Below are 19,607 nucleotides of genomic sequence, written 5' to 3'. Positions count from 1 at the left end.
GTCCACCTCCAGATCGTTATCGATAATCCCTATACAGATAAAAAATAAAGGGATGCCGGTACGCTACCGACATCCCTGAACAATCAACAATTCTTCATGAAATTCATTCACAAATCATTGGATCGTTACCAGTCAGCTTAATGCCGATCAGGTGAGAAGTCGGACCTTCTACTTTTGAATCCATATTCCAAAAACAATCACCTAAACAATATTACATGTTCATAACGGTTTTGTCAACAGTCAATTCATTATTTATCCTTGTTTACTCTGAACCTCTTCCAATCGAACGACACGGGTATGCTTCGTGTGGCTCCATTGCTTATTGTTCTGCGTAAAGAAGGCATACAGCGTAATTGGATACCAGGATAACAGATAAATCGGGAACAAGATAAGTGAAGTGTACACTTTCTTGAAGCGGACCTTCTCCAAAGCGAGAGACAACAGGAACGTAACCACGTTCGCCGCAATCGCCAGGAATCCAACCCATATCGGCAGATATCCGTAAATATTAGTGATGTTCGGTCCATTGAACAAGATAATATCCACGAAGCTGATTGCTGTCATGATAAAGGTCAGCAATACCACATAAACGTTAGCACTATATACGGCAAGGTCAAATTTCACCAAGCTGCCTTGCTTGATACTTTTCCAGATCAATGGGAAGAAGTATCTTCTGGCTACGGTGAAGTGCCCCTGCATCCAGCGAAGACGTTGTCTCGCCGACGCTTTAAAAGATAACGGCTTCTCATCAAATACCTTCGCATCATAGTTGAACACCGGATATACATCACGGTCTACAGCACGCATTGTAAACTCCAGGTCCTCAACCAGAGACGTAGCTCCCCAGCCCATGTCTTTAAGCAGCTTGCTCTCAAAGCACATCCCTGTGCCGCCAAGGAAGTTAGCCATATTGAGATTATGACGGGACAGCTGCCACAAGCGGTTAATGTACCAGTAGGAAATACCGTAAGCCGCTGTGATCCAGGAATCCTCTGGATTCTTCGTATCGATATAGCCTTGAATGACTTTAGCTCCTCTGTTCAGGTCATTGTTCATCTCCTGAAGGAAGTTCTTCGCGGCTAGATTATCGGCGTCAAACATAACAACTGCATCATATTGCTTCGGCATGCTCCAGAGCTCTTTAAGCATCCATTCAATCGCATAACCTTTACCGCGCTGATCCGCATTTGTTCTTACACATGCATTCATACCGTGTGCACGAACGATCTCGGCCGTATTATCTGTACAATTATCACAAATGACGAATACATCGTACAGTTCTTTGGGATAATCCAATTTCTTTAAATTTTCCAGCAAAGCTCCAATGACTTCTGCCTCATTGTGAGCAGCAACCAATACAGCAAAAGACTTGTTCGGCGGAAACTGTTGTTTCTTCTTCTTTTTAATCAAGCCGAACAGAGAAAAACCGAACTGATACACAGCCAGGAACGCCAAGATTACTTGAAACGTTACAAATATCGCATTAAACATTTGTTCTCTGCTACCCCCTCTTTAAATGTGAGCATCTCTTTTTTTTTAACACACATTTCTTTTTAAAATTCATGACCCTTTTTTTGTTTCGTTTCTATCTTTGCCACTTATTCTTTACTGCCTACTCGATTTTGTATGCTTTCTTTAATTTTGTCAAAATCGCCAAAAGTCGTCTTCGAGCGAAGAAAACGTTCTTTTGGACTGAATTCATGACAGAAACCACGGTAAGTCTTTCTTTCACAGCGGTTTGTTCTTATTTTCATCCATTTTCACGATTTTTATTTGGACGCTCTCTTTATTTCTTATCTTCTTCAGGGAAGCACACACCTTCGAATTCCATAAAGAGGACAAACTTCTATATCTTAAACGGATCAAAGAACAAAAAAGTTTGAGTTTTTAAAACTCAATTTTTTTTAAACCATCTCAAGCAGCTTGAATCATTTTATATTTTTTTGAACCTCAAAGTCAAAACTCTCGTTTTTTTGTATAATACACATGGGTTATTCTTGATAAGGACATGATTAAAAAATATGATAAACTTAGGTTTACACGGGGCAAGTCGGTAAATTACCAGCCTGCTGACTCCTATGTGGACAGTACATCAAGCAGGGGGACTTATAATGGACCGTCTTTTCGTACGACTTCAGGCGATGGAGCAAAAAATTTTCATATGGATTAACGGGCGTCTCCATAACCGTTTTCTCAACTTCTGGCTGTATTATCTAACTCATCTTGGTGGAGCCACCTTTACGATCACAGCTTCCTTGTTAATCGGCTTTATGGCACCTGAACCATGGGGACAAGCCGGTTACATGGCATTCACCGCACTGGCTATAAGTCATATTCCAGTTGCTGCGGCGAAGAAGCTGTATCCTAGAATCAGACCCTATCTAGCCATGCCGGAAACGAATACGTTTCGCAATCCATTATCCGATCATTCATTTCCATCAGGTCATACAACGGCAATCTTTTCTGTAACGATGCCTTTTATGTTTACGTTTCCTGAAGTGACCCTTTTGTTGCTTCCTGTCGCTTGCATCGTCGGTTTTTCCCGAATTTACTTAGGGCTGCATTATCCTTCTGATGTCCTAGCCGGGGCAATCATTGGTACTTCAGTCGCATTCGGCACGGTTGCATTGTGGCCCTAACCTAGAGTATCTTTGAATGACAGAAATCAGAGCAAGGAACAGGTGAACAGAGAGTGAGCAAAAAAAGAGTGTTGTTATTATCTGAAGGATTCGGAGCTGGACATACTCAAGCCGCATACGCACTCTCGAGCAGTTTAAGAAAACTCTCATCTGATGTGCAGACGAAAGTGCTTGAACTTGGGAGTTTTCTTAATCCCCATGTTGCTCCACTGATCATAAATGCATACAAAAAAACCGTAACTAATCAACCTAGGCTCGTCGCACTAATGTATAAGAGTCAGTATAAGAAACCGATCAACCGCTTTACGACTCTTGCTCTGCACAGGCTGTTCTATACACATACTCGAAGCATCATACGGCAGTTAAAACCGGATATCATCGTATGTACCCACCCCATTCCCAGCGCAGTCATAGCCAGATTGAAGAGATTGGGATTAGAGGTGCCGTTATGTACCGTCATAACCGATTATGATGTACACGGAACCTGGATTAGTCCCGAGGTGAATCGATATTTGGTCTCTACTTCGGATGTATTGGATAAGCTGACCCAGCGGGGTGTTGCCATGGAGAAGATCCAAGTGACCGGGATCCCGGTTCACCCTAATTTTTGGGAGCATCCAAGCCATGACGAGATTAGACAGAAGTTTAATCTGAAACCTATGCCAACTGTTCTCGTCATGGGTGGAGGCTGGGGACTGATGACGGATGAAATTGTCAACGAATACTTAGCGAAGTGGCATAAGGATATTCAATTCATCTATGTTCTGGGGAACAATGAGAAATCACGAATTGCCATGGAACGTAACCCCATTTATCAGCAGCCGAATATTCATGTAATGGGATTTACACGAGAGGTCGACAAGCTAATGGAAGTATCGGATCTTCTGGTGACCAAGCCCGGAGGTATGACCTGCTCAGAGGGTCTGGCGAAAGGCATCCCAATGCTCTTCCATAATCCGCTTCCAGGCCAAGAGCAAGAAAATTGTCAGTATTTCACAGGTCTAGGGCTTGGAGAGCCCATAAGCTCGCTTCAAGTGGTTGAAAAATGGATGAACAAGCTTCTGAATAATTATTCTGATATCGTTCAAAGGCGAAGACAGCATATTCGCGAAATCGAAAAGTTCCATCCTATGCAGAGCGCTAGAAGCATTATTGAATTGGTTGACTCAGAAAGGGTGCCCACATGAGGCACCTTTTTTTATATTTATGAGGACAAGCTAAAAAAATTCCACCAATTGATTTTATTTTTCATCTGGATCATTTCTGCCAACGTAAAAAACACCCTCTCTTATATGAAGAAAAGGTGTTTAGCATTGAATCAACTTCTTTAATTATACAGTTGGTTCCTGATAACGATATTTCTTAAGGCGAATCTCTTGATATTCCTTAAGTGCATCCTCACCAATCAAAACCTCGACACGGTGAATGTTCATCCCTTTACCCATGAACTTCTGCTCGTACTCTGTCATGACATGCTCCTCGTTCAGCCCGTCCCGGTGCAAGTTCAGGGAGATATTTGTCATTTGGAGACCGTAATCCGCAAACGAATTTAACGAGAACTCGAACAAAGTCTCAGAATCTGTTTTGAAATGAATTTGACCTTGGCTGTTCAGCACTTCCTTATACTTGTCCAGGAAACGCGGATGCGTCAGTCGTCTCCGTGCATGCTTAGACTTAGGCCATGGATCACTAAAGTTAAGATAGATTCGTTCCACTTCCCCTTGTTCAAACACATCCAGGATGTTCTCAATATTGGCAAGAGCCAGCTTCAAATTAGGAGGCGTCTCGACCTCTTCCTCAGCCCAAGCTATTCTAGCCTTATCGCTGGCACGACGAACGAGCTCATCGTACATATCAATACCGATATAATTCACTTCTTGATTGCGGTAACTCATTTGACTAATGAACTGTCCTTTACCCATTCCAAACTCAACATGGATCGGCTTTCCGTTGCCAAACAAGTCAGCCCATTTGCCTTTATATTCTTCTGGATTCAATATAACCAGATCCGTTTGACTTTCCAGACTTTCGCGAATCCCTTTTCTGCCGCGTAAACGCATGTCTCTCCTCCGATTTTTCAGTAAAATGTTCCGGCATTAATTGTGCCTAAATATTATTCAAATGTAAAGTCTTTATATACGATTGAGATTGTAACCATTTGAAAAGGAAAAAGGAATCGCACGCTGCACATAGAGTGCACAGCACGATCCCTTCTTCAAATATATTTGGAATTGGGGTCCAACTACTTTAACAGTTCATAGTCTACCTTATCTTGGGTGGAAAAATCAAATGTCTTTTCAAAAGCATTTCTTATTTTTTTCTTAGCAATCGCTTCTACCTGTGGGTTTCCGTTAAATTTAACGCCAGTTAGCGCCAATGCTTCATCTGCAGTAAGCTCGACAGAGATTTTGTGCCCGCTTGATTTTAGACTTGAATTCATGTTAATCACCTCACGAATAGTATGGCCGAGACGAAAAAAATGTATGAATTCTGCGAAAAATTAGTGTGTTTTTCAAGGTCTGACCTCAACTAAAATATAACATAACTGTGTAATGTTTTGCAAGAGGTAAGCGCTATCTTTTTAGCCCTTTTTATCCTTGTTTTTTGCTGTCCTGTACAGGAAAATTCCCAATTACGAGCGCTTTTTGTTACAATAGAAAAAGTGGAAAAAGGAGTTTAAGTGTCCCTCACTTTTCATTCACCTGTATTGAGTTTGATGAATCAACAAAGGAGTTTCCTAATGAATATGCCAGTTTCAACTCCTCCGCTGCTCTGGGGAGATAAGCGATTTCACACTTGGAATCATGAGATGCGTGAGCAGTTTGATAATAAAGTATTTAAAGTCATGCTGGATGCTGGATTTACGTGTCCCAATCGGGACGGCTCCATAGCCAAAGGCGGTTGTACTTTCTGCAGCGCACGTGGTTCCGGTGATTTTGCCGGTTCGAGACGTGATGATCTAATTACCCAATTCAACACGATCAGAGACCGACAGCATCAAAAATGGCCAAACGCCCAGTATATTGGATATTTCCAGGCTTATACCAATACTTATGCGCCTGTTCAGCAGCTTCGCGAGTATTACGAAGTGATTCTCAAGCAGCCTGGTGTCGTTGGGTTGTCCATCGCTACAAGGCCGGACTGTCTGCCGGATGATGTTGTAGACTATCTGGCTGAGCTTAATGAAAGTACTTATCTATGGGTTGAAATGGGGCTTCAAACCATTCATGAAACCACCTCCCAGCTCATTAACCGTGCTCATGATACGAAGTGTTATGAGGAAGCGGTGGAGAAACTGAGAAAACGAAATATTCGGGTATGCACCCACATCATTCACGGTCTCCCTCAAGAGACACATGAAATGATGCTGGAGACGACGCGTGCGGTGGCCCATATGGACGTGCAGGGCATCAAGATCCATTTACTCCATCTCATGAAGAAGACACCTATGGTTAAGCAGTACGAGGCCGGTTTGCTTCGGTTCATGGAACAGGAGGAGTACATTAAGCTGATCGTGGATTCCCTGGAGATTTTGCCTCCAGAAATGATCGTCCACCGTTTAACCGGGGATGCTCCTAGAAATCTGCTGATCGGACCCCTGTGGTCCATGAAAAAATGGGAAGTGTTAAACGGAATTGATGCTGAGCTCCGTGCACGTAATACATGGCAGGGTAAATATTGGAGGAGAGCTTGATATGGGTTTTATTTCGGTACTCAGCTGTGCCCATCAATGGATCGCAGCCCGACTGCGTTCCGGCGATTATGCAATAGATGCAACACTAGGGACAGGATCAGATGCCTTGTTCCTGGCTCAGACCGTAGGTGCAAAAGGCCACGTCTATGGTTTCGATATTCAGGAGGAGGCCATCCGCTTGTCTTCCGCCAAGCTGAACAACGCAGCGAACATGGACAAGCTTGCTCCCTTCTCCCTCTTCTGCTGCAGCCATGCAGATATGAAAGAGATCATTCCGACGGACAAACATGGACAGATTGGTGCCGTGATGTTCAATTTGGGCTATCTTCCCGTAGAGCATGTCGATCATAGCGTAATTACTGAAACCTCGAGCACCATCACCGCTGTGACAGCCGCTCTGGAACTTCTCAGACCCAAAGGCATATTAACAGTAGTTCTTTACCCAGGGCACCAAGGTGGAGATGAAGAAGCGACCAGCGTCTCTAAGTGGGCATCTCAATTGCCTACAAGCGTTGGACAAGCGGTTATTTATAGACAGCTGCAGCGAGAAACATCTCCATATCTTATTGCCATTGAGAAAAAGTAATCTCAAGGTTCCCGGGTAAAATCATTATAAACTTCATATGTTAAGGAGAGGACAGTATGACAGCACCATACCCATTGCAATTTGAACCTGAATTTAAAGAGAGAGTCTGGGGAGGACGCGCTCTAGAGCAATTCGGTTTATCTCTTCCCGAGGGGCATATTGGCGAAGGCTGGATGATCGCCGACCATCCAAATGGAACAACCAAAGTCATGAATGGCGAGCTTGCTGGCACAGGACTTGACGAGATTCGAGAGCAATACGGTAAATCATGGCTCGGCACAAAAGGCGTTTCTGAAAAGGGCGGCCGATTCCCGCTGCTCATTAAATTGCTCGACTGTAATGATGATCTGTCTGTCCAAGTGCATCCGACTGATGATTATGAAGGACTGCCCAAGGGAGAGCTTGGAAAGACGGAAATGTGGTATGTACTTGATGCCAAGCCAGGTGCCAAGATCATATACGGGCTCAAAGAACAAGTAACCAACGATCAACTCCGCACTGCCCTGAATAACGGCACGGTAATGGATACACTGCAGGAGGTCTCGGTTGAGGCAGGCGATTCCTTCTTTATACCAGCAGGTACGGTCCATGCCCTATGTGCTGGAGTCGTCGTCGCCGAAATTCAGCAGAATTCAGACACCACGTACCGTATATATGATTACAATCGACCAGGACTCGACGGTAAGCCTCGGGAACTACATATTGAAGATTCACTGAATGTTACGAAGTTTGAATCTACAGGGGCAACATCCATGAAGACGAATCATGCCGTTCCAGGAGAGTGGCTTACTCTTGCTTCATGTCCTTATTTTGTGGTGGAGAAAGGCATTGTCTCGGGAACATGGAATCTAAATACGACCGAGGACAGCTTCACTATACTCGTCGTATGTGACGGAACTGGCAGTCTTGCATGGAATGACGGAGCAAGTCTTGCCCTTACAGCGGGTCAATGTTACTTGATTCCTTCCAGCCTCGGGAGCTACCAACTATCTGGTGAAGCTACGGTGCTGCGCTCTTATCTTCCGTAAAATAGGGCTGGAACAAGCCAAACATCAAGGAGGGCTACTCGGTCATGCAGGAATACACGTTTCAATTGCTGGATAGTGACGAAGTCAATATCTTTGTATATCGCTGGACTCCGGAGGATCATATACCGGTCAAAGGGATCGTACAAATTGCTCACGGTATGTGTGAAACAGCGAAGCGTTATGAAGAGCTGGCCAGTACTTTGACGGACCATGGATATATCGTCTATGGTAATGATCATCGCGGTCACGGTCTAACAGGCATGGCACAAGGCATGCTGGGCGACGGCGGTCCGGATGTGTTCAACTGGATGGTAAAGGATGTTGCTGAACTTGGTGAATTTATACGCAAAGAACAGCCTGAATTGCCGCTATTTCTGTTAGGACACAGTATGGGGTCATTTATTACTCAGAAACTGATGTACGCACATCCTGATCTGTTTGATGGCTACATCCTGTCAGGAACGAATGGCAAACGGGGTCTTCTCAAATTTGGTCAAAGGCTGGCTGCCCTACAAGCCGGCTTACAGGGGCAAGAGCATCGCAGTCTTCTCTTGAACGCAATTATTTTTGGCGGATACAACCGCGCCTTTCGTCCTGCAGCCACCCCTTTTGACTGGTTATCCAATGATAAAGAGGAAGTTAGAAAATTCGTTGAGGATCCGATGTGCGGGGCGATATGTACCACTCGTTTTTTCCGGTGCTTCTTCGATCTGTTAATGGAGATCCATCTGCCCAAACATATGAGCAAGATCCCCAAGGATAAGCCAGTGTATATCTTCTCGGGTCAGCGGGATCCGGTGGGCATGTATGGCAAAGGGGTTATGAGTCTGGTTGAGACTTATCGGGAGCTGCAATTTGCCGATCTGCAATATCGGCTCTATCCTGATGGAAGACACGAAATGCTGCACGAGGTGAACCGCAAGGAAGTGGAGCAGCATATCGTAGATTGGCTGGAGCAGCATATGCAGCAGCGAGCATAGCTTCTAGCCGTTAGAGAGTATTCCCGCCGTGTATCAAAAATAGCCTTTCTGCCAATGCCGTCCAAACGTTGCATTGAGCAGAAGGGCTATTCTTCTTTACCAATTCATACGTTCGCGCAGCGATGTGATGTGCGCCGTATGATGCAGACTATGCCATGAGTACAATCTCGCACACTCTCCCAGAGTCAGCTTCTTCTGTAATCCAGGATGATAGAAAGTACGATCGTATTGCTCAGCACTCATGGACTCCAGTAGAGCGGTCCAACGCGAATGCAGGCCTTCTAGAATCGACAAGGAAGCGTTTATCTGCACATTGGATACATCAGTTGTCTCCGCCCATAAAGACTCTTCATAGGGTTTAATAACGGGGTCATTCTCGGTAAGCGCAAGCTTGAAACGAATAAAGCTGTTCATATGACTGTCTGCAACATGATGAACGACTTGATGAACTGTCCAGCCTTCAGGCCGATACGGCGTAGCGAGCTGTTCATCCGATAATCCTGATACTGCCTCTTGCAGTCTCGCTGGAAGCATTCTAATGTTGTCTATCCACATCCTGCGGTTCTCTTCAGTAGGTGAATCTTCTACTTCCAAACCAATCGGATACCTCAGATCATTGTTCATTTCCAATCTCCCCCTTGAAATATTTCTCATTGAACTCCATCACGGTATAAAAAAAAGACAGGCGCAGCAAACGTTGCGGCCTGTCCTTATTTATTCAAGAGAACCTTGGCATTATCCTTCTAGCAGAAGGGATTCCGGATCTTCAAGCAATTCTTTCACAGTAACCAAGAATCGAACTGCATCACTTCCATCAATGATTCGATGATCATAAGACAGCGCGATATACATCATAGGTCTGTTCTCCATACGCTCATCATCAATCGCTACAGGGCGCACTTGAATTTTGTGCATACCGAGAATACCAACCTGCGGTGAGTTCAATATTGGTGTAGAGAGCAATGATCCGAAGATTCCACCATTCGTAATTGTGAATGTTCCGCCTTGCAGCTCATTAAGAGACAAGGAGTTACTACGTGCTTTGGAAGCCAGCTCTCCGATATTCCGTTCAATTTCAGCAAAGCTGAGGCGATCTGCGTCGCGTACCACTGGTACGACAAGCCCTTCCTTCGCGGATACCGCAATACCGATATCATAGAACTTCTTCACGACAATGTCGTCCCCGTCGATCTCAGCATTAACAAGCGGGAATTGTTTAAGGGCACCTACAACCGCTTTGGTAAAGAAAGACATAAAGCCGAGTCCGACATCATGCTTTTCTTTGAATTTGTCTTTGCGACGTTTACGTACATCCAGGATAGCGGTCATATCAACTTCGTTAAAAGTAGTAAGCATCGCCGCCGTCTGTTGAGCTGCAACCAAGCGTTTAGCGATGGTCGCACGTCGACGAGACATTTTGGAGCGCTCAACCGATTTCCCAGGGTTTACTTCTGCTGCTGGGGCAGGTGCACTAGCAGGCTTGCTTGGAGCTGCTGCTGGAGCAGCCGGTACAGAACCATGAGATTTTACGTCATCAGAATGGATGCGTCCGATCGGATCCCGGGTTTGCACTTGGTCGAGATCGATTCCGCGTTCACGCGCTAATTTACGAGCAGAAGGCGTGGCTGTATAGCCATTGGCACCTTCTTCCTCTGCTTTGGGAGCGGGCTCATTCTTCACAGGTGCCGAGACCGGTGGTGCTTCTGAAGCTTGTGGCGCCGGAGCCGGTGGTGCAGAAGCCGCAGCTGATTCTTTGGCTCCTGCTCCTGCTTCTAACTGTGCAATCGTCTCACCAATCTGTACCGTGTCCCCTTCTTGATGAAGGATGCTTGTAATGACTCCGCTCTCTTCCGCACTGATCTCAATGTTGACCTTATCCGTCTCTACTTCAAGCAGTACATCTCCTTGATTGACGGTATCCCCTTCTTTAACGATCCATCTGGATATTGTTCCCTCCGTGATGGATTCTCCCATAGCCGGTACTTTAATTTCGCTCACAGCAAGCTACCTCCCCAGTGGAATATTTTTCTTTGAACTTTGCTTCAATACTTTGGACAAAATTTGCTGTTGCTCCACGACATGTACATGTTGGAAGCCGGTCGCCGGACTGGAACGCTCAGGACGGCCTGCATAATCAAGTTTAACACCTGCAGGTAATAGATCACGAAGTCTTGGCTCCATATATGTCCAAGCTCCCATATTCTTCGGCTCTTCCTGTGTCCAGACGATTTCCTTCACATTACGGAATCTGGCGAGGAAGCGACGTATTTCTTGTTCAGGGAAAGGATACAATTGTTCCACCCGCAAGATGTGCAGCCAGGACCAATCCTCACCTTTTTCCTTATCAATTGCCTCTTCAAGATCGATCGCGATCTTGCCGCTGCAGAGAAGGATACGCTCCACCTTATCAGGAGCTGCTCCAAGAATCGGCTCTTCGAGCACCGAGTGGAAGCTGCCTTCGCTAAACTCTTTAGCTGGAGAAGCTACACGCGGGTTACGGATCAGACTCTTCGGCGACATCAGCACGAGCGGTCTCGCATCATCTGTCTCCGTTAGTGCAGCCTGACGGCGAAGCAGGTGGAAGTACTGCGCGCTGCTGGACAGATTCGCAACAATCCAGTTATCATCTGCACACATTTGCAGGAAGCGCTCCAGTCTTGCGCTCGTATGCTCCGGTCCCTGGCCTTCACTTGCGTGAGGCAAGAGCATCACCAGGCTTGAGTTCTGGGACCATTTTGAACGTCCAGAAGATACAAATTGGTCGAACAATACTTGAGCACAGTTGGCAAAATCACCGAATTGTGCTTCCCATATGACCAGCGTCTCAGGTGCATAAACGTTGTATCCATACTCAAAGCCTACCACAGATTCCTCTGACAAAGGACTGTTATATAGAGCAAAGGAAGCCTTGGCTTGCGGCAAACGATGAAGTACATTGTAGGAATCGCCCGTCTCGGAGTCATGCAGCACCAGATTGCGATGAGCAAATGTAGCCCGCTGGGAATCCTGCCCTGACATCCGAATTGGCTTACCATCAGCCAGAATGGTAGCAAAAGCGAGTGTTTCCGCCAAGCTCCAATCCACTTTTTCACCTTCGTTAAGAGCATTCTGGCGTCGCTGCAGAATACGCTGTAGCTTAGGATATACCTTGAAGCCTTCCGGCCACTTAAGCAGCTCAGCATTAATCTCGCGCAGCTTCTCGATCGGAACTGCCGTTTGCGCATTAGTCAGCCGCTCCGGTCTTTGCAGCTCGGTGCTGCCGGCATCGACCTTGTCATGTACTTCCTCATGGCTTACAGTTCCTTGCTTCACTTCATCATAGGCCTGCTTCAGCTGGTTCTGAGCCGCATTTCTTAGATTCGTCAACAGCTCCTTCTCACCAGCTCCCGACTGAACCAGAACCTCCGCATACAACTCACATACGGTTGGATGATTCTTCACTTTACTGTACACGAGTGGTTGAGTTGTTTCCGGATCATCGGTCTCGTTATGTCCATAACGGCGATATCCGATCAAGTCGATCAGGAAGTCTTTGTTAAATTTGTTACGATATTCGCTCGCAAGGCGGATTGCTGCCATACACGCATCAGGGTTGTCTGCATTCACATGTATGATTGGGATCTCATATCCCTTAGCCAAGTCACTGGAGTACATCGTTGAACGTGATGCATCACTGTTTGTCGTGAACCCGATCCGATTGTTTACGATAATATGAATCGTGCCGCCATTTTGGTATCCCTTCAGCGATTTCAGGTTCAGAGATTCGGCAACGATTCCTTCTCCCGGGAATGCAGCATCTCCATGCATTATAATCGTTGCTGCCTTAGTAACGTCCTGCTTCGGATATCCTGCCTGTCCTCGGTCATCCTGAGCTGCCCGTGCAAAGCCTTGAACCACAGGATTCACATATTCAAGATGACTCGGGTTATTCGCCATCGTAATCTTGGCTTGAACGACCTCGCCTTTTTTCACATAGCGCGTTGCACCCAGATGGTACTTCACGTCTCCCGTCCATCCGTAATTAACGCCAGATGAGCTCTCCGAAGGAACAAGATCTTTATTGTTCGCCTGGTGGAATTTCGAGAAGATCTTGCCATATGGTTTGCCGAGTACATGCGCAAGCACATTCAGCCGTCCACGATGGGCCATACCCATCAGAATATGACTGGATCCTGCTTCAGCCATGATCTCTATAATTTTATCAAGCATCGGAACGAGCACATCGTTCCCTTCAATAGAGAACCACTTCTGCCCTACAAAATTCTTGTGCAGGAACTGTTCGAACTGTTCCACTTCCACAAGTCTGGCCAGGAGCGACTTACGCTCATCCGAGGTCAGCTGAGCAGCCTGAGCACCTGACTCAATGCTCTGATACAGCCAGTTACGCTCTTCTTCATCTTGAATATGATTGAACTCGTAAGCCAGTGGCCCTGTATATATATCGCGCAATCGCTGAATTGCGTCTAATCCAGTCATGGTCTGTGAATCTGCATTCTCCCAAATGATTGAGGCAGGAATAGCTCGTAGATCTTGCTCGCTAAGCCCCAGTTTGGATGGTGTGAGCAGGCTCTCTTCTGTCTTGACATCCAGCTGGAGCGGATCGATATCAGCAACCAAATGTCCGAATCTTCGGATATTTTGAACTAACTTCCCCGCTGTAACCGCTTTCTGTAACAGCTGTAGATCTACAACTCCCGAACTTGCACTACTCCCTGTACCTGATGAAGCAAGTCCGTGATTGTGATCGGTACCAACATCCATAGGAGGCGGTCCCCAATCTTTAAAAAGCGTGCGGAATTCAGCATCAACTGCCTCGGGGTCAGCACTATAAATCTCAAACTGTTCTTGTACGTAACCGAAGTTTGGTCCGTAGTATGTTTTCCATGGGCTTTGCATATTGCCATCTTCGTTAGCCATTTAACGTTCCCTCCGTCAAAATATTTGGTTTGTGCCAGGACGGAAAATCATTCTTAATTTCTAAAATTAAACTCAATCTCTGATTATAAAGCAATTTGCCGAAGAAAACATCTATCGCTGTTTTCTCCAGAGTTTCCTCCGAGCTAGAGGATTTTGTGAATAATGCTTCTAAGCTGTAAGATTCTACCCTTATTCTATAAACTATTGCTGCTGAGAGCATTTCCAATTTTAAAGGTAATCAATGCATTTTTTAGATGAATCACTTCAAACCCCTGCTATACCAGCAAATAATGATTCTATCAAAATGTCATGAGGATGACAAAAAAATAAAGCCCTTTCATTTAAGAAACAAATTTGTTTTGAAATGTGGGCTTTATTTTGTAAAATTTGTCTTCTCTTCAATCTTAACTAACTTAAAAAGTTTTTATACTCAGCTAAGCTCGCTGAATTGTGCCGTATGCAGGCGGCTGTATACTCCGCTTCTCGCTACCAGCTCCTCGTGACTTCCTTCCTCTTCAATTCCATTCGGCGTAACTACGATAATGCGATCTGCATTTTTGATCGTAGCCAGTCGATGGGCAATGACGAGTGTGGTTCTTCCTTGTGACAGCTCGGCAAGGGACTGCTGGATCGCCGCTTCTGTTTCTGTATCCAGTGCCGAAGTCGCTTCGTCGAGAATAAGGATCTTCGGATTTTTTAAGAACATTCGTGCGATGGCAATCCGCTGCTTCTGTCCTCCTGATAATTTCACGCCTCTCTCCCCGATTACGGTCTCCATTCCTTCCGGCATCGCTTCAATTGTTGGTGCCAGCTGTGCAAGTCTCGCTGCTGTCCATATCTCCTCATCACTTGCATCAAGCTTGCCATAGGCAATATTCTCCCGGACCGTACCTGCAAATAGAAATACATCCTGTTGGACGATGCCAATCTGTTTGCGGAGGGAGGCTAGAGTGATCTTGGACGTATCCGCGCCATCAATGGTGATCCTCCCTTCTGATGCCTCATAGAATCTCGGAAGCAGACTGCAAATTGTCGTCTTGCCCGCGCCCGAGGGACCTACAAAAGCGACGGTCTCTCCTGCTTTAATGCTGAGATTGATCTTATTGAGTACTTTGGAGCCGTCATCGTAACTGAACGAGACATTCTCATAATGAATATTGCCTTCAAAATCCGGTGCTTCCCTAGCATCCTTACTGTCCTTAACATCCGGCTCCGTATCCAGCAGTTCGATGTATCTCTGAAATCCGGCAATGCCTTTTGGATAGCTCTCAATAATCGCATTAATCTTGTCGATTGGACGGAAGAACACATTGGTCAGCAATAAGAAGGCAGCAAACTGTCCATAGGTTAACTCCCCTTGTAAAATAAACCATGTTCCACAGATCAGCACAAACAAGTTGATGCTCCTGGTCAGCATGTAGCTGATCGTAATATTCTGGGCCATAATCTTGTAGCTGAACAGCTTGGTCAGCCTGAACTCACGATTATCCTGCTCAAAGCGCTTCTTCTCAAAACCCTCGTTCGCAAATGCTTGTACAACACGAATTCCGCCAATTGTATTCTCTACACGGGAATTGAAGTTAGCAATGTTGCCGTAGAGCTTGCGGAAGGCCTTGGTCATCTTGGTATTGAAGTACAGGGCCAGCCATATGACGATGGGTACAATAATAAAAGTAAGCACTGCAAGCTTCCAGTTGATGCCGAGCATGAGCAGAAATGCACCGATTAAGGTCATAACCGCGATAAATAAATCCTCTGGGCCATGATGAGCCATCTCCCCGATATCCATCAAATCATTCGTGATGCGTGACATAAGATGCCCTGTCTTATTGTTGTCGAAGAATCGGAAGCCAAGCTTCTGTAGGTGATCAAACATCCGGCTCCTCATATCGGTCTCGATATTAATACCGAGCATGTGGCCCCAATAGGTCACTATAAAATGAAGAAACGCAGTAATAACATAGACTGCAAGCAAACCGGTACAGGCCACGATGATGCTCTCAAAATCACCTGAAGGGAGCAGCTCGTCCACCACATAATTGACGGCGAGAGGAAATCCGAGCTCCATTAGTCCAGCGATAACTGCGCACATAAAATCAATGGTAAAAAGAAGCCGGTACGGCCTGTAGTAGGAGAAAAATCTGCGAAGCAAACCCATCACTCTTTTCAGTATTTATTAGGTGTGTATTAATACTTACAGTAAAAGAGTTTTAAGACACGCCTTAGTTGACTCGAATATTACAAATTTTACTATAGCTTTTCACTTCATTAAAGAAAAATATGATAAATCGCCATACGGCTAAGAATCTGACTGCATATTTTAAATAGGTAAGCGGAGAATAATAGAACCAATTTATTGACATCCGTTATTCACTGCAAATAAATAATAGCAGCGGATTAGCAAGGATTTTTATTGTAAACATCCAGGATTAGGTTTCAATTCGTTTCGTGGTGGTAAGGAGCATAAAGGAGGAATGATGCTTGAATCGTATAATTAAAATAGGCATTATTGGGAGCGGCGGAATTGCCAGAGCCCACGCAGAAGCCTATAAACAGCTTGATTATGTTGAAGTAGTAGCCGTAGCCGATATTATCCCTGGAAAAGCCGCACTGTTTATTGAACAGACCAACCTTCCGACAGCAAAGGCTTTTGACGATCATCAGCATCTGCTCGAGCTGGATCTTGACGGAGTCAGCATATGCACACCTAATTTTTCGCATCACAGCATTACTATTGACGCATTAAATGCGGGCAAGCATGTCATGGTAGAGAAGCCAATGTCGGTCACACTAGACCAAGGTATTGAAATGGTGGAAACCGCACAGCGCACGGGAAAAATGCTGTCCGTCGGGTTCCAGCCTCGTTATGACCCTAATATGCAAGCGATTCGCAGCCTGATACAGGACGGTCAGCTTGGTAAAGTATATTATGCCGAAGCAGGCGGCGGCAGGAGACGCGGAATGCCCGGAGGCACCTTCATTCGTAAGGATCTGGCTGGAGCTGGAGCCATGGCTGATATTGGATGCTATTCGCTTGATATGGTCCTTCATGCTCTCGGGTACCCTAAGCCGCTGACCGTGTCAGCTTACACCTCCAATTATTTTGGCACGAACCCCAAATATCATCCGGAGTCCCACATCTTTAACGTTGAGGATTTTGGTGCAGCCATGGTTAGACTTGAAGGCGATATTCTGCTCAGCTACAAAATTTCCTGGGCTATGCATATGGACACTCTAGGCCCTACAATGTTTCTCGGGACGGACGCCGGGCTTAAAGTGACACCAGCCGGGAGCGGGCCCTGGAGTGGCGGCTGGGAAGGACGTGTCGGCAGCATGACCTTGTATCACGATATCGCCGGCCATCATACAGAGAGCCCGATTCCAATACAGCATCACCAGATCAACCTGTTCCATGCCAAAGTGTTTGATTACGCGGAGGCGATCCAGAAACGACTGCCTGCGCCCATTCCAGGCGAGCAAATCCTATACAATCAGGCGATTATTGATGGAGTGCTGCGTTCTTCTGCTGCCAAAAAAGAAGTCGAAATCGTCATACCCGATTTTTAATTCACAGAGCCTTGTTCTCATTTAGAGAAGGAGGCTTTTTTTCTTCCCATATTATGCGCTTTGTTATATTCTTGAATAATGATTATTCATTGACACCAAAGGAGAGAGTAACTGATGACTTCCACCGCCTTAATGATCGTTGATGTTCAGAATGCCATGTTTGCTGATCCCGAACTCCCCTTACATAATGGAGAAGAAGTGCTGAGCAATATCCAGCGCCTCCTTCAAAAAGCCCGTGAGGACGGATTGCCTGTCATCTATATACAGCATACGAGTAAATCAGATGACGAATTTAGCGAAGGCAAACCAACCTGGCACATTCATCCAAGCATTGCCCCCCAGCCGAATGAAAGTGTGGTCAGAAAATCCAGCTGGGACGCCTTTTATCAAACAGAGCTGCTAGCCAAGCTTCAAGAACTGAACATTCAAAAGCTGGTTATTTGCGGTATGCAGACTGAATTCTGTCTAGATACCACGTCACGTGGCGCATACAGTCTAGGCTATCATCATAATGTGCTGATCTCCGATGCACACAGTACATTCGACAGCAAAGTATTGCCTGCCGCAGATATCATCAAGCACCATAATCAAATGCTTGGTGGACGTTTTGTTCAATTAATTAAGACAGAAGACATCCTTGCCAAAGGATTCAATTAATCTAGTCAGAACTCATTTACTTTGGACATGAAAAACTCCCCTTTAGGTAAACAGGTTTTATTATTTCACCTGTCTACCTAAGGGGAGCATATCAAACTGGGACGGCTCTTTTTCGCTGCCGCTTTATTCTTATTACTGGATAACTTCGTAACTACAGCTCCATCGCCAGCCGGATCATATCCACACAGGGAATGCCGTTCTCCACAATCTTCTCCTCATAGTGCCTAGTGAAGAAACCACGGTCAATACCCGTCATTCGGAAACCCATACGCTGGTAGAGACCTAATTGATTGAGACTTGAATTTCCAGTTCCAATCTCAAGCGTAGACGCCCCTTGCTGCCTGCCTTGAAATACCGCATGCTGAAGCAAGGCTTTGCCAATACCTCTGCCCTGCCACTCTTCTGCAACAGCAATATTCACAATCTCGATCGTACCCGGTCTCGTATCCAGCAGAACCATTACACCAACGATTGTTTGATCGATTACAGCAACGTATAATTGGCCGCGGTCAATATATGTATCCACCACAGTCCGTGACGGATCGGCTAATAACAGCATGGAATACGGAATCGGCTCGTTAGGTTGCAGCCCGCGAATGTTGATATCCAAGTTGCTCTTCAAAACGGTTCCCCCTTGATGTAAGCCGCCATCTTCCATTTTATACTCGGTTCAGATTAACTCTCTGGAAATGCTCCACCACTGGAAAAGGCTCGTAATAATGATGAAGCAGCTGTTTCCACTCTAGATATTCAGCGGACCCCCTGAATCCGATCGTATGATCCTCCAGAGTATTCCATCTGACATGTAATAGATATTGATGATCCGACTCCATACATTTATACAATTCATGTCCGAGATAACCCGACATGCTGGAAATAATAGCGGAAGCTTTGGCAAAATCCTGTTCAAAATCGCTCTCTAATCCTGCTCTGATGTATAGCATTGCACTTTCGAGAATCATAATCCTGTATCCCTCCGATGTAACCTAAACCGTGTTATGCCTCAAGCTGCTGCATCGATTCAAGCTGTTTCATATGATGCCTGTCATGCCATATAAAATCCTCTACATAACCCTGTAATGTAAATGGGTTACCGTCCAGCCCTTTATAGGGATAAGACCAATCTTCATCCACAAGCTCGTATAAGCTTCTAATGATCAGCTCTCTATATTTCAGCGTTTCCTGCATTAGCTCCTCTGTTGATATCTTACGGGCATATTCACGCGCAGCTTCATTAAACAGATCATAGTCCAGTTGCTGAATCTGAATCTGCTCCTTCTCCCCCGACGCAATGATGGATATCGCGCCCTCCCAAAAATAACGGTCCCATCTCATCATATGGCACACCATCTCACGAGCGGTCCACTTGCCTTCTGCAATCGGCTGATCCCAAGGTGCATTCTGCTGCATGCTCCATCTGCGGATCCAATCATGCCATTCATGAAATGAAGCAATCAACGAATTCTTCTGCACTCTATTCACGGCTTTCATCCCCTCTTCTAGAGAATTCAGTCATTAATCAATCTTGTAAGAGTGGAT

Annotated in this window: 18 protein-coding genes; 8 read left to right on the top strand and 10 right to left on the bottom strand. The window is 45.6% G+C overall.

Annotated elements, in window-relative coordinates; all coding sequences use genetic code 11:
* Window positions 1-252 precede the first annotated feature (252 nt).
* Entirely contained in the window at window positions 253-1,491 is a 1,239-nt protein-coding gene (locus PUW25_RS07430; protein WP_047910041.1) for a glycosyltransferase family 2 protein, read from the bottom strand.
* A 620-nt stretch (window positions 1,492-2,111) separates the two neighbouring features.
* Here PUW25_RS07430 and PUW25_RS07425 point away from each other — a divergent pair.
* Together PUW25_RS07425 and PUW25_RS07420 are read left to right on the top strand one after the other, a co-directional pair.
* Entirely contained in the window at window positions 2,112-2,639 is a 528-nt protein-coding gene (locus PUW25_RS07425) for a phosphatase PAP2 family protein (protein ID WP_047910042.1), read from the top strand.
* Between the two features lie 53 nt (window positions 2,640-2,692).
* Window positions 2,693-3,826 (top strand): UDP-N-acetylglucosamine--LPS N-acetylglucosamine transferase, encoded by a 1,134-nt coding sequence (locus tag PUW25_RS07420; protein WP_047910043.1) that lies wholly within the window; start codon window positions 2,693-2,695, stop codon window positions 3,824-3,826.
* A gap of 144 nt (window positions 3,827-3,970) precedes the next feature.
* On the opposite strand, the gene trmB is transcribed toward PUW25_RS07420, so the two are convergent.
* Entirely contained in the window at window positions 3,971-4,699 is a 729-nt protein-coding gene (gene trmB, locus PUW25_RS07415) for a tRNA (guanosine(46)-N7)-methyltransferase TrmB (protein ID WP_047910044.1), read from the bottom strand.
* 182 nt (window positions 4,700-4,881) lie between these two features.
* Window positions 4,882-5,079: a hypothetical protein gene (locus PUW25_RS07410; protein WP_047910045.1), complete on the bottom strand. Its 198-nt coding sequence runs from the start codon at window positions 5,077-5,079 to the stop codon at window positions 4,882-4,884.
* 300 nt (window positions 5,080-5,379) lie between these two features.
* Between PUW25_RS07410 and mnmL the strand changes: the two genes are divergently transcribed.
* From mnmL to PUW25_RS07390, 4 genes are read left to right on the top strand one after another with little or no spacing between them, the layout of a single operon-like run.
* The gene (mnmL, locus tag PUW25_RS07405; RefSeq protein ID WP_274336869.1) at window positions 5,380-6,333 is read left to right on the top strand and encodes a tRNA modification radical SAM protein MnmL/YtqA; all 954 of its coding nucleotides are present in this window, start codon (window positions 5,380-5,382) and stop codon (window positions 6,331-6,333) included.
* A 1-nt stretch (window position 6,334) separates the two neighbouring features.
* Complete coding sequence (gene mnmM, locus PUW25_RS07400) at window positions 6,335-6,919, top strand: tRNA 5-(aminomethyl)-2-thiouridylate-methyltransferase MnmM (protein ID WP_274336868.1); 585 nt, start codon at window positions 6,335-6,337, stop codon at window positions 6,917-6,919.
* Window positions 6,920-6,975: 56 nt separating this feature from the next.
* The gene (locus tag PUW25_RS07395) at window positions 6,976-7,947 is read left to right on the top strand and encodes a type I phosphomannose isomerase catalytic subunit (protein ID WP_274336867.1); all 972 of its coding nucleotides are present in this window, start codon (window positions 6,976-6,978) and stop codon (window positions 7,945-7,947) included.
* 44 nt (window positions 7,948-7,991) lie between these two features.
* Entirely contained in the window at window positions 7,992-8,927 is a 936-nt protein-coding gene (locus tag PUW25_RS07390) for an alpha/beta hydrolase (protein ID WP_274336866.1), read from the top strand.
* A 96-nt stretch (window positions 8,928-9,023) separates the two neighbouring features.
* Here the strand turns inward: PUW25_RS07390 and PUW25_RS07385 are convergent, their stop codons facing one another.
* The 4 genes from PUW25_RS07385 to PUW25_RS07370 form a co-directional block, all read right to left on the bottom strand.
* Entirely contained in the window at window positions 9,024-9,551 is a 528-nt protein-coding gene (locus PUW25_RS07385; protein ID WP_047910050.1) for a YfiT family bacillithiol transferase, read from the bottom strand.
* Between the two features lie 111 nt (window positions 9,552-9,662).
* Entirely contained in the window at window positions 9,663-10,925 is a 1,263-nt protein-coding gene (odhB, locus tag PUW25_RS07380) for a 2-oxoglutarate dehydrogenase complex dihydrolipoyllysine-residue succinyltransferase (RefSeq protein WP_047910051.1), read from the bottom strand.
* A gap of 6 nt (window positions 10,926-10,931) precedes the next feature.
* On the bottom strand, window positions 10,932-13,844 hold the full coding sequence (locus PUW25_RS07375) for a 2-oxoglutarate dehydrogenase E1 component (protein ID WP_047910052.1): 2,913 nt from the start codon (window positions 13,842-13,844) through the stop codon (window positions 10,932-10,934).
* A 430-nt stretch (window positions 13,845-14,274) separates the two neighbouring features.
* Window positions 14,275-15,996 carry an ABC transporter ATP-binding protein gene (locus tag PUW25_RS07370; RefSeq protein WP_047910053.1) on the bottom strand — a complete coding sequence of 574 codons (1,722 nt, stop codon included), beginning with the start codon at window positions 15,994-15,996 and terminating at the stop codon, window positions 14,275-14,277.
* Between the two features lie 329 nt (window positions 15,997-16,325).
* Between PUW25_RS07370 and PUW25_RS07365 the strand changes: the two genes are divergently transcribed.
* Window positions 16,326-17,411 carry a Gfo/Idh/MocA family protein gene (locus PUW25_RS07365; RefSeq protein ID WP_047910054.1) on the top strand — a complete coding sequence of 362 codons (1,086 nt, stop codon included), beginning with the start codon at window positions 16,326-16,328 and terminating at the stop codon, window positions 17,409-17,411.
* A gap of 114 nt (window positions 17,412-17,525) precedes the next feature.
* Window positions 17,526-18,068 carry a cysteine hydrolase family protein gene (locus tag PUW25_RS07360; RefSeq protein ID WP_205053562.1) on the top strand — a complete coding sequence of 181 codons (543 nt, stop codon included), beginning with the start codon at window positions 17,526-17,528 and terminating at the stop codon, window positions 18,066-18,068.
* A 151-nt stretch (window positions 18,069-18,219) separates the two neighbouring features.
* On the opposite strand, the gene PUW25_RS07355 is transcribed toward PUW25_RS07360, so the two are convergent.
* Genes PUW25_RS07355 through PUW25_RS07345 form a run of 3 tightly spaced genes read right to left on the bottom strand, consistent with a single transcriptional unit; the run spans window position 18,220 to window position 19,550 of the window.
* Window positions 18,220-18,672, bottom strand: coding sequence for a GNAT family N-acetyltransferase (locus tag PUW25_RS07355; RefSeq protein WP_205053846.1), 453 nt, complete (start codon window positions 18,670-18,672; stop codon window positions 18,220-18,222).
* 55 nt (window positions 18,673-18,727) lie between these two features.
* A complete protein-coding gene (locus PUW25_RS07350; RefSeq protein WP_205053563.1) occupies window positions 18,728-19,030 on the bottom strand; it encodes an antibiotic biosynthesis monooxygenase family protein in 303 nt (100 codons plus the stop codon).
* Window positions 19,031-19,064: 34 nt separating this feature from the next.
* The gene (locus PUW25_RS07345; protein ID WP_205053564.1) at window positions 19,065-19,550 is read right to left on the bottom strand and encodes a DinB family protein; all 486 of its coding nucleotides are present in this window, start codon (window positions 19,548-19,550) and stop codon (window positions 19,065-19,067) included.
* Between the last annotated feature and the right edge of the window lie 57 nt (window positions 19,551-19,607).

The sequence above is a fragment of the Paenibacillus urinalis genome, assembly GCF_028747985.1.
In the GTDB taxonomy this organism is placed as follows: domain Bacteria; phylum Bacillota; class Bacilli; order Paenibacillales; family Paenibacillaceae; genus Paenibacillus; species Paenibacillus urinalis.
This window is presented reverse-complemented; position numbering and strand designations above follow the sequence as displayed.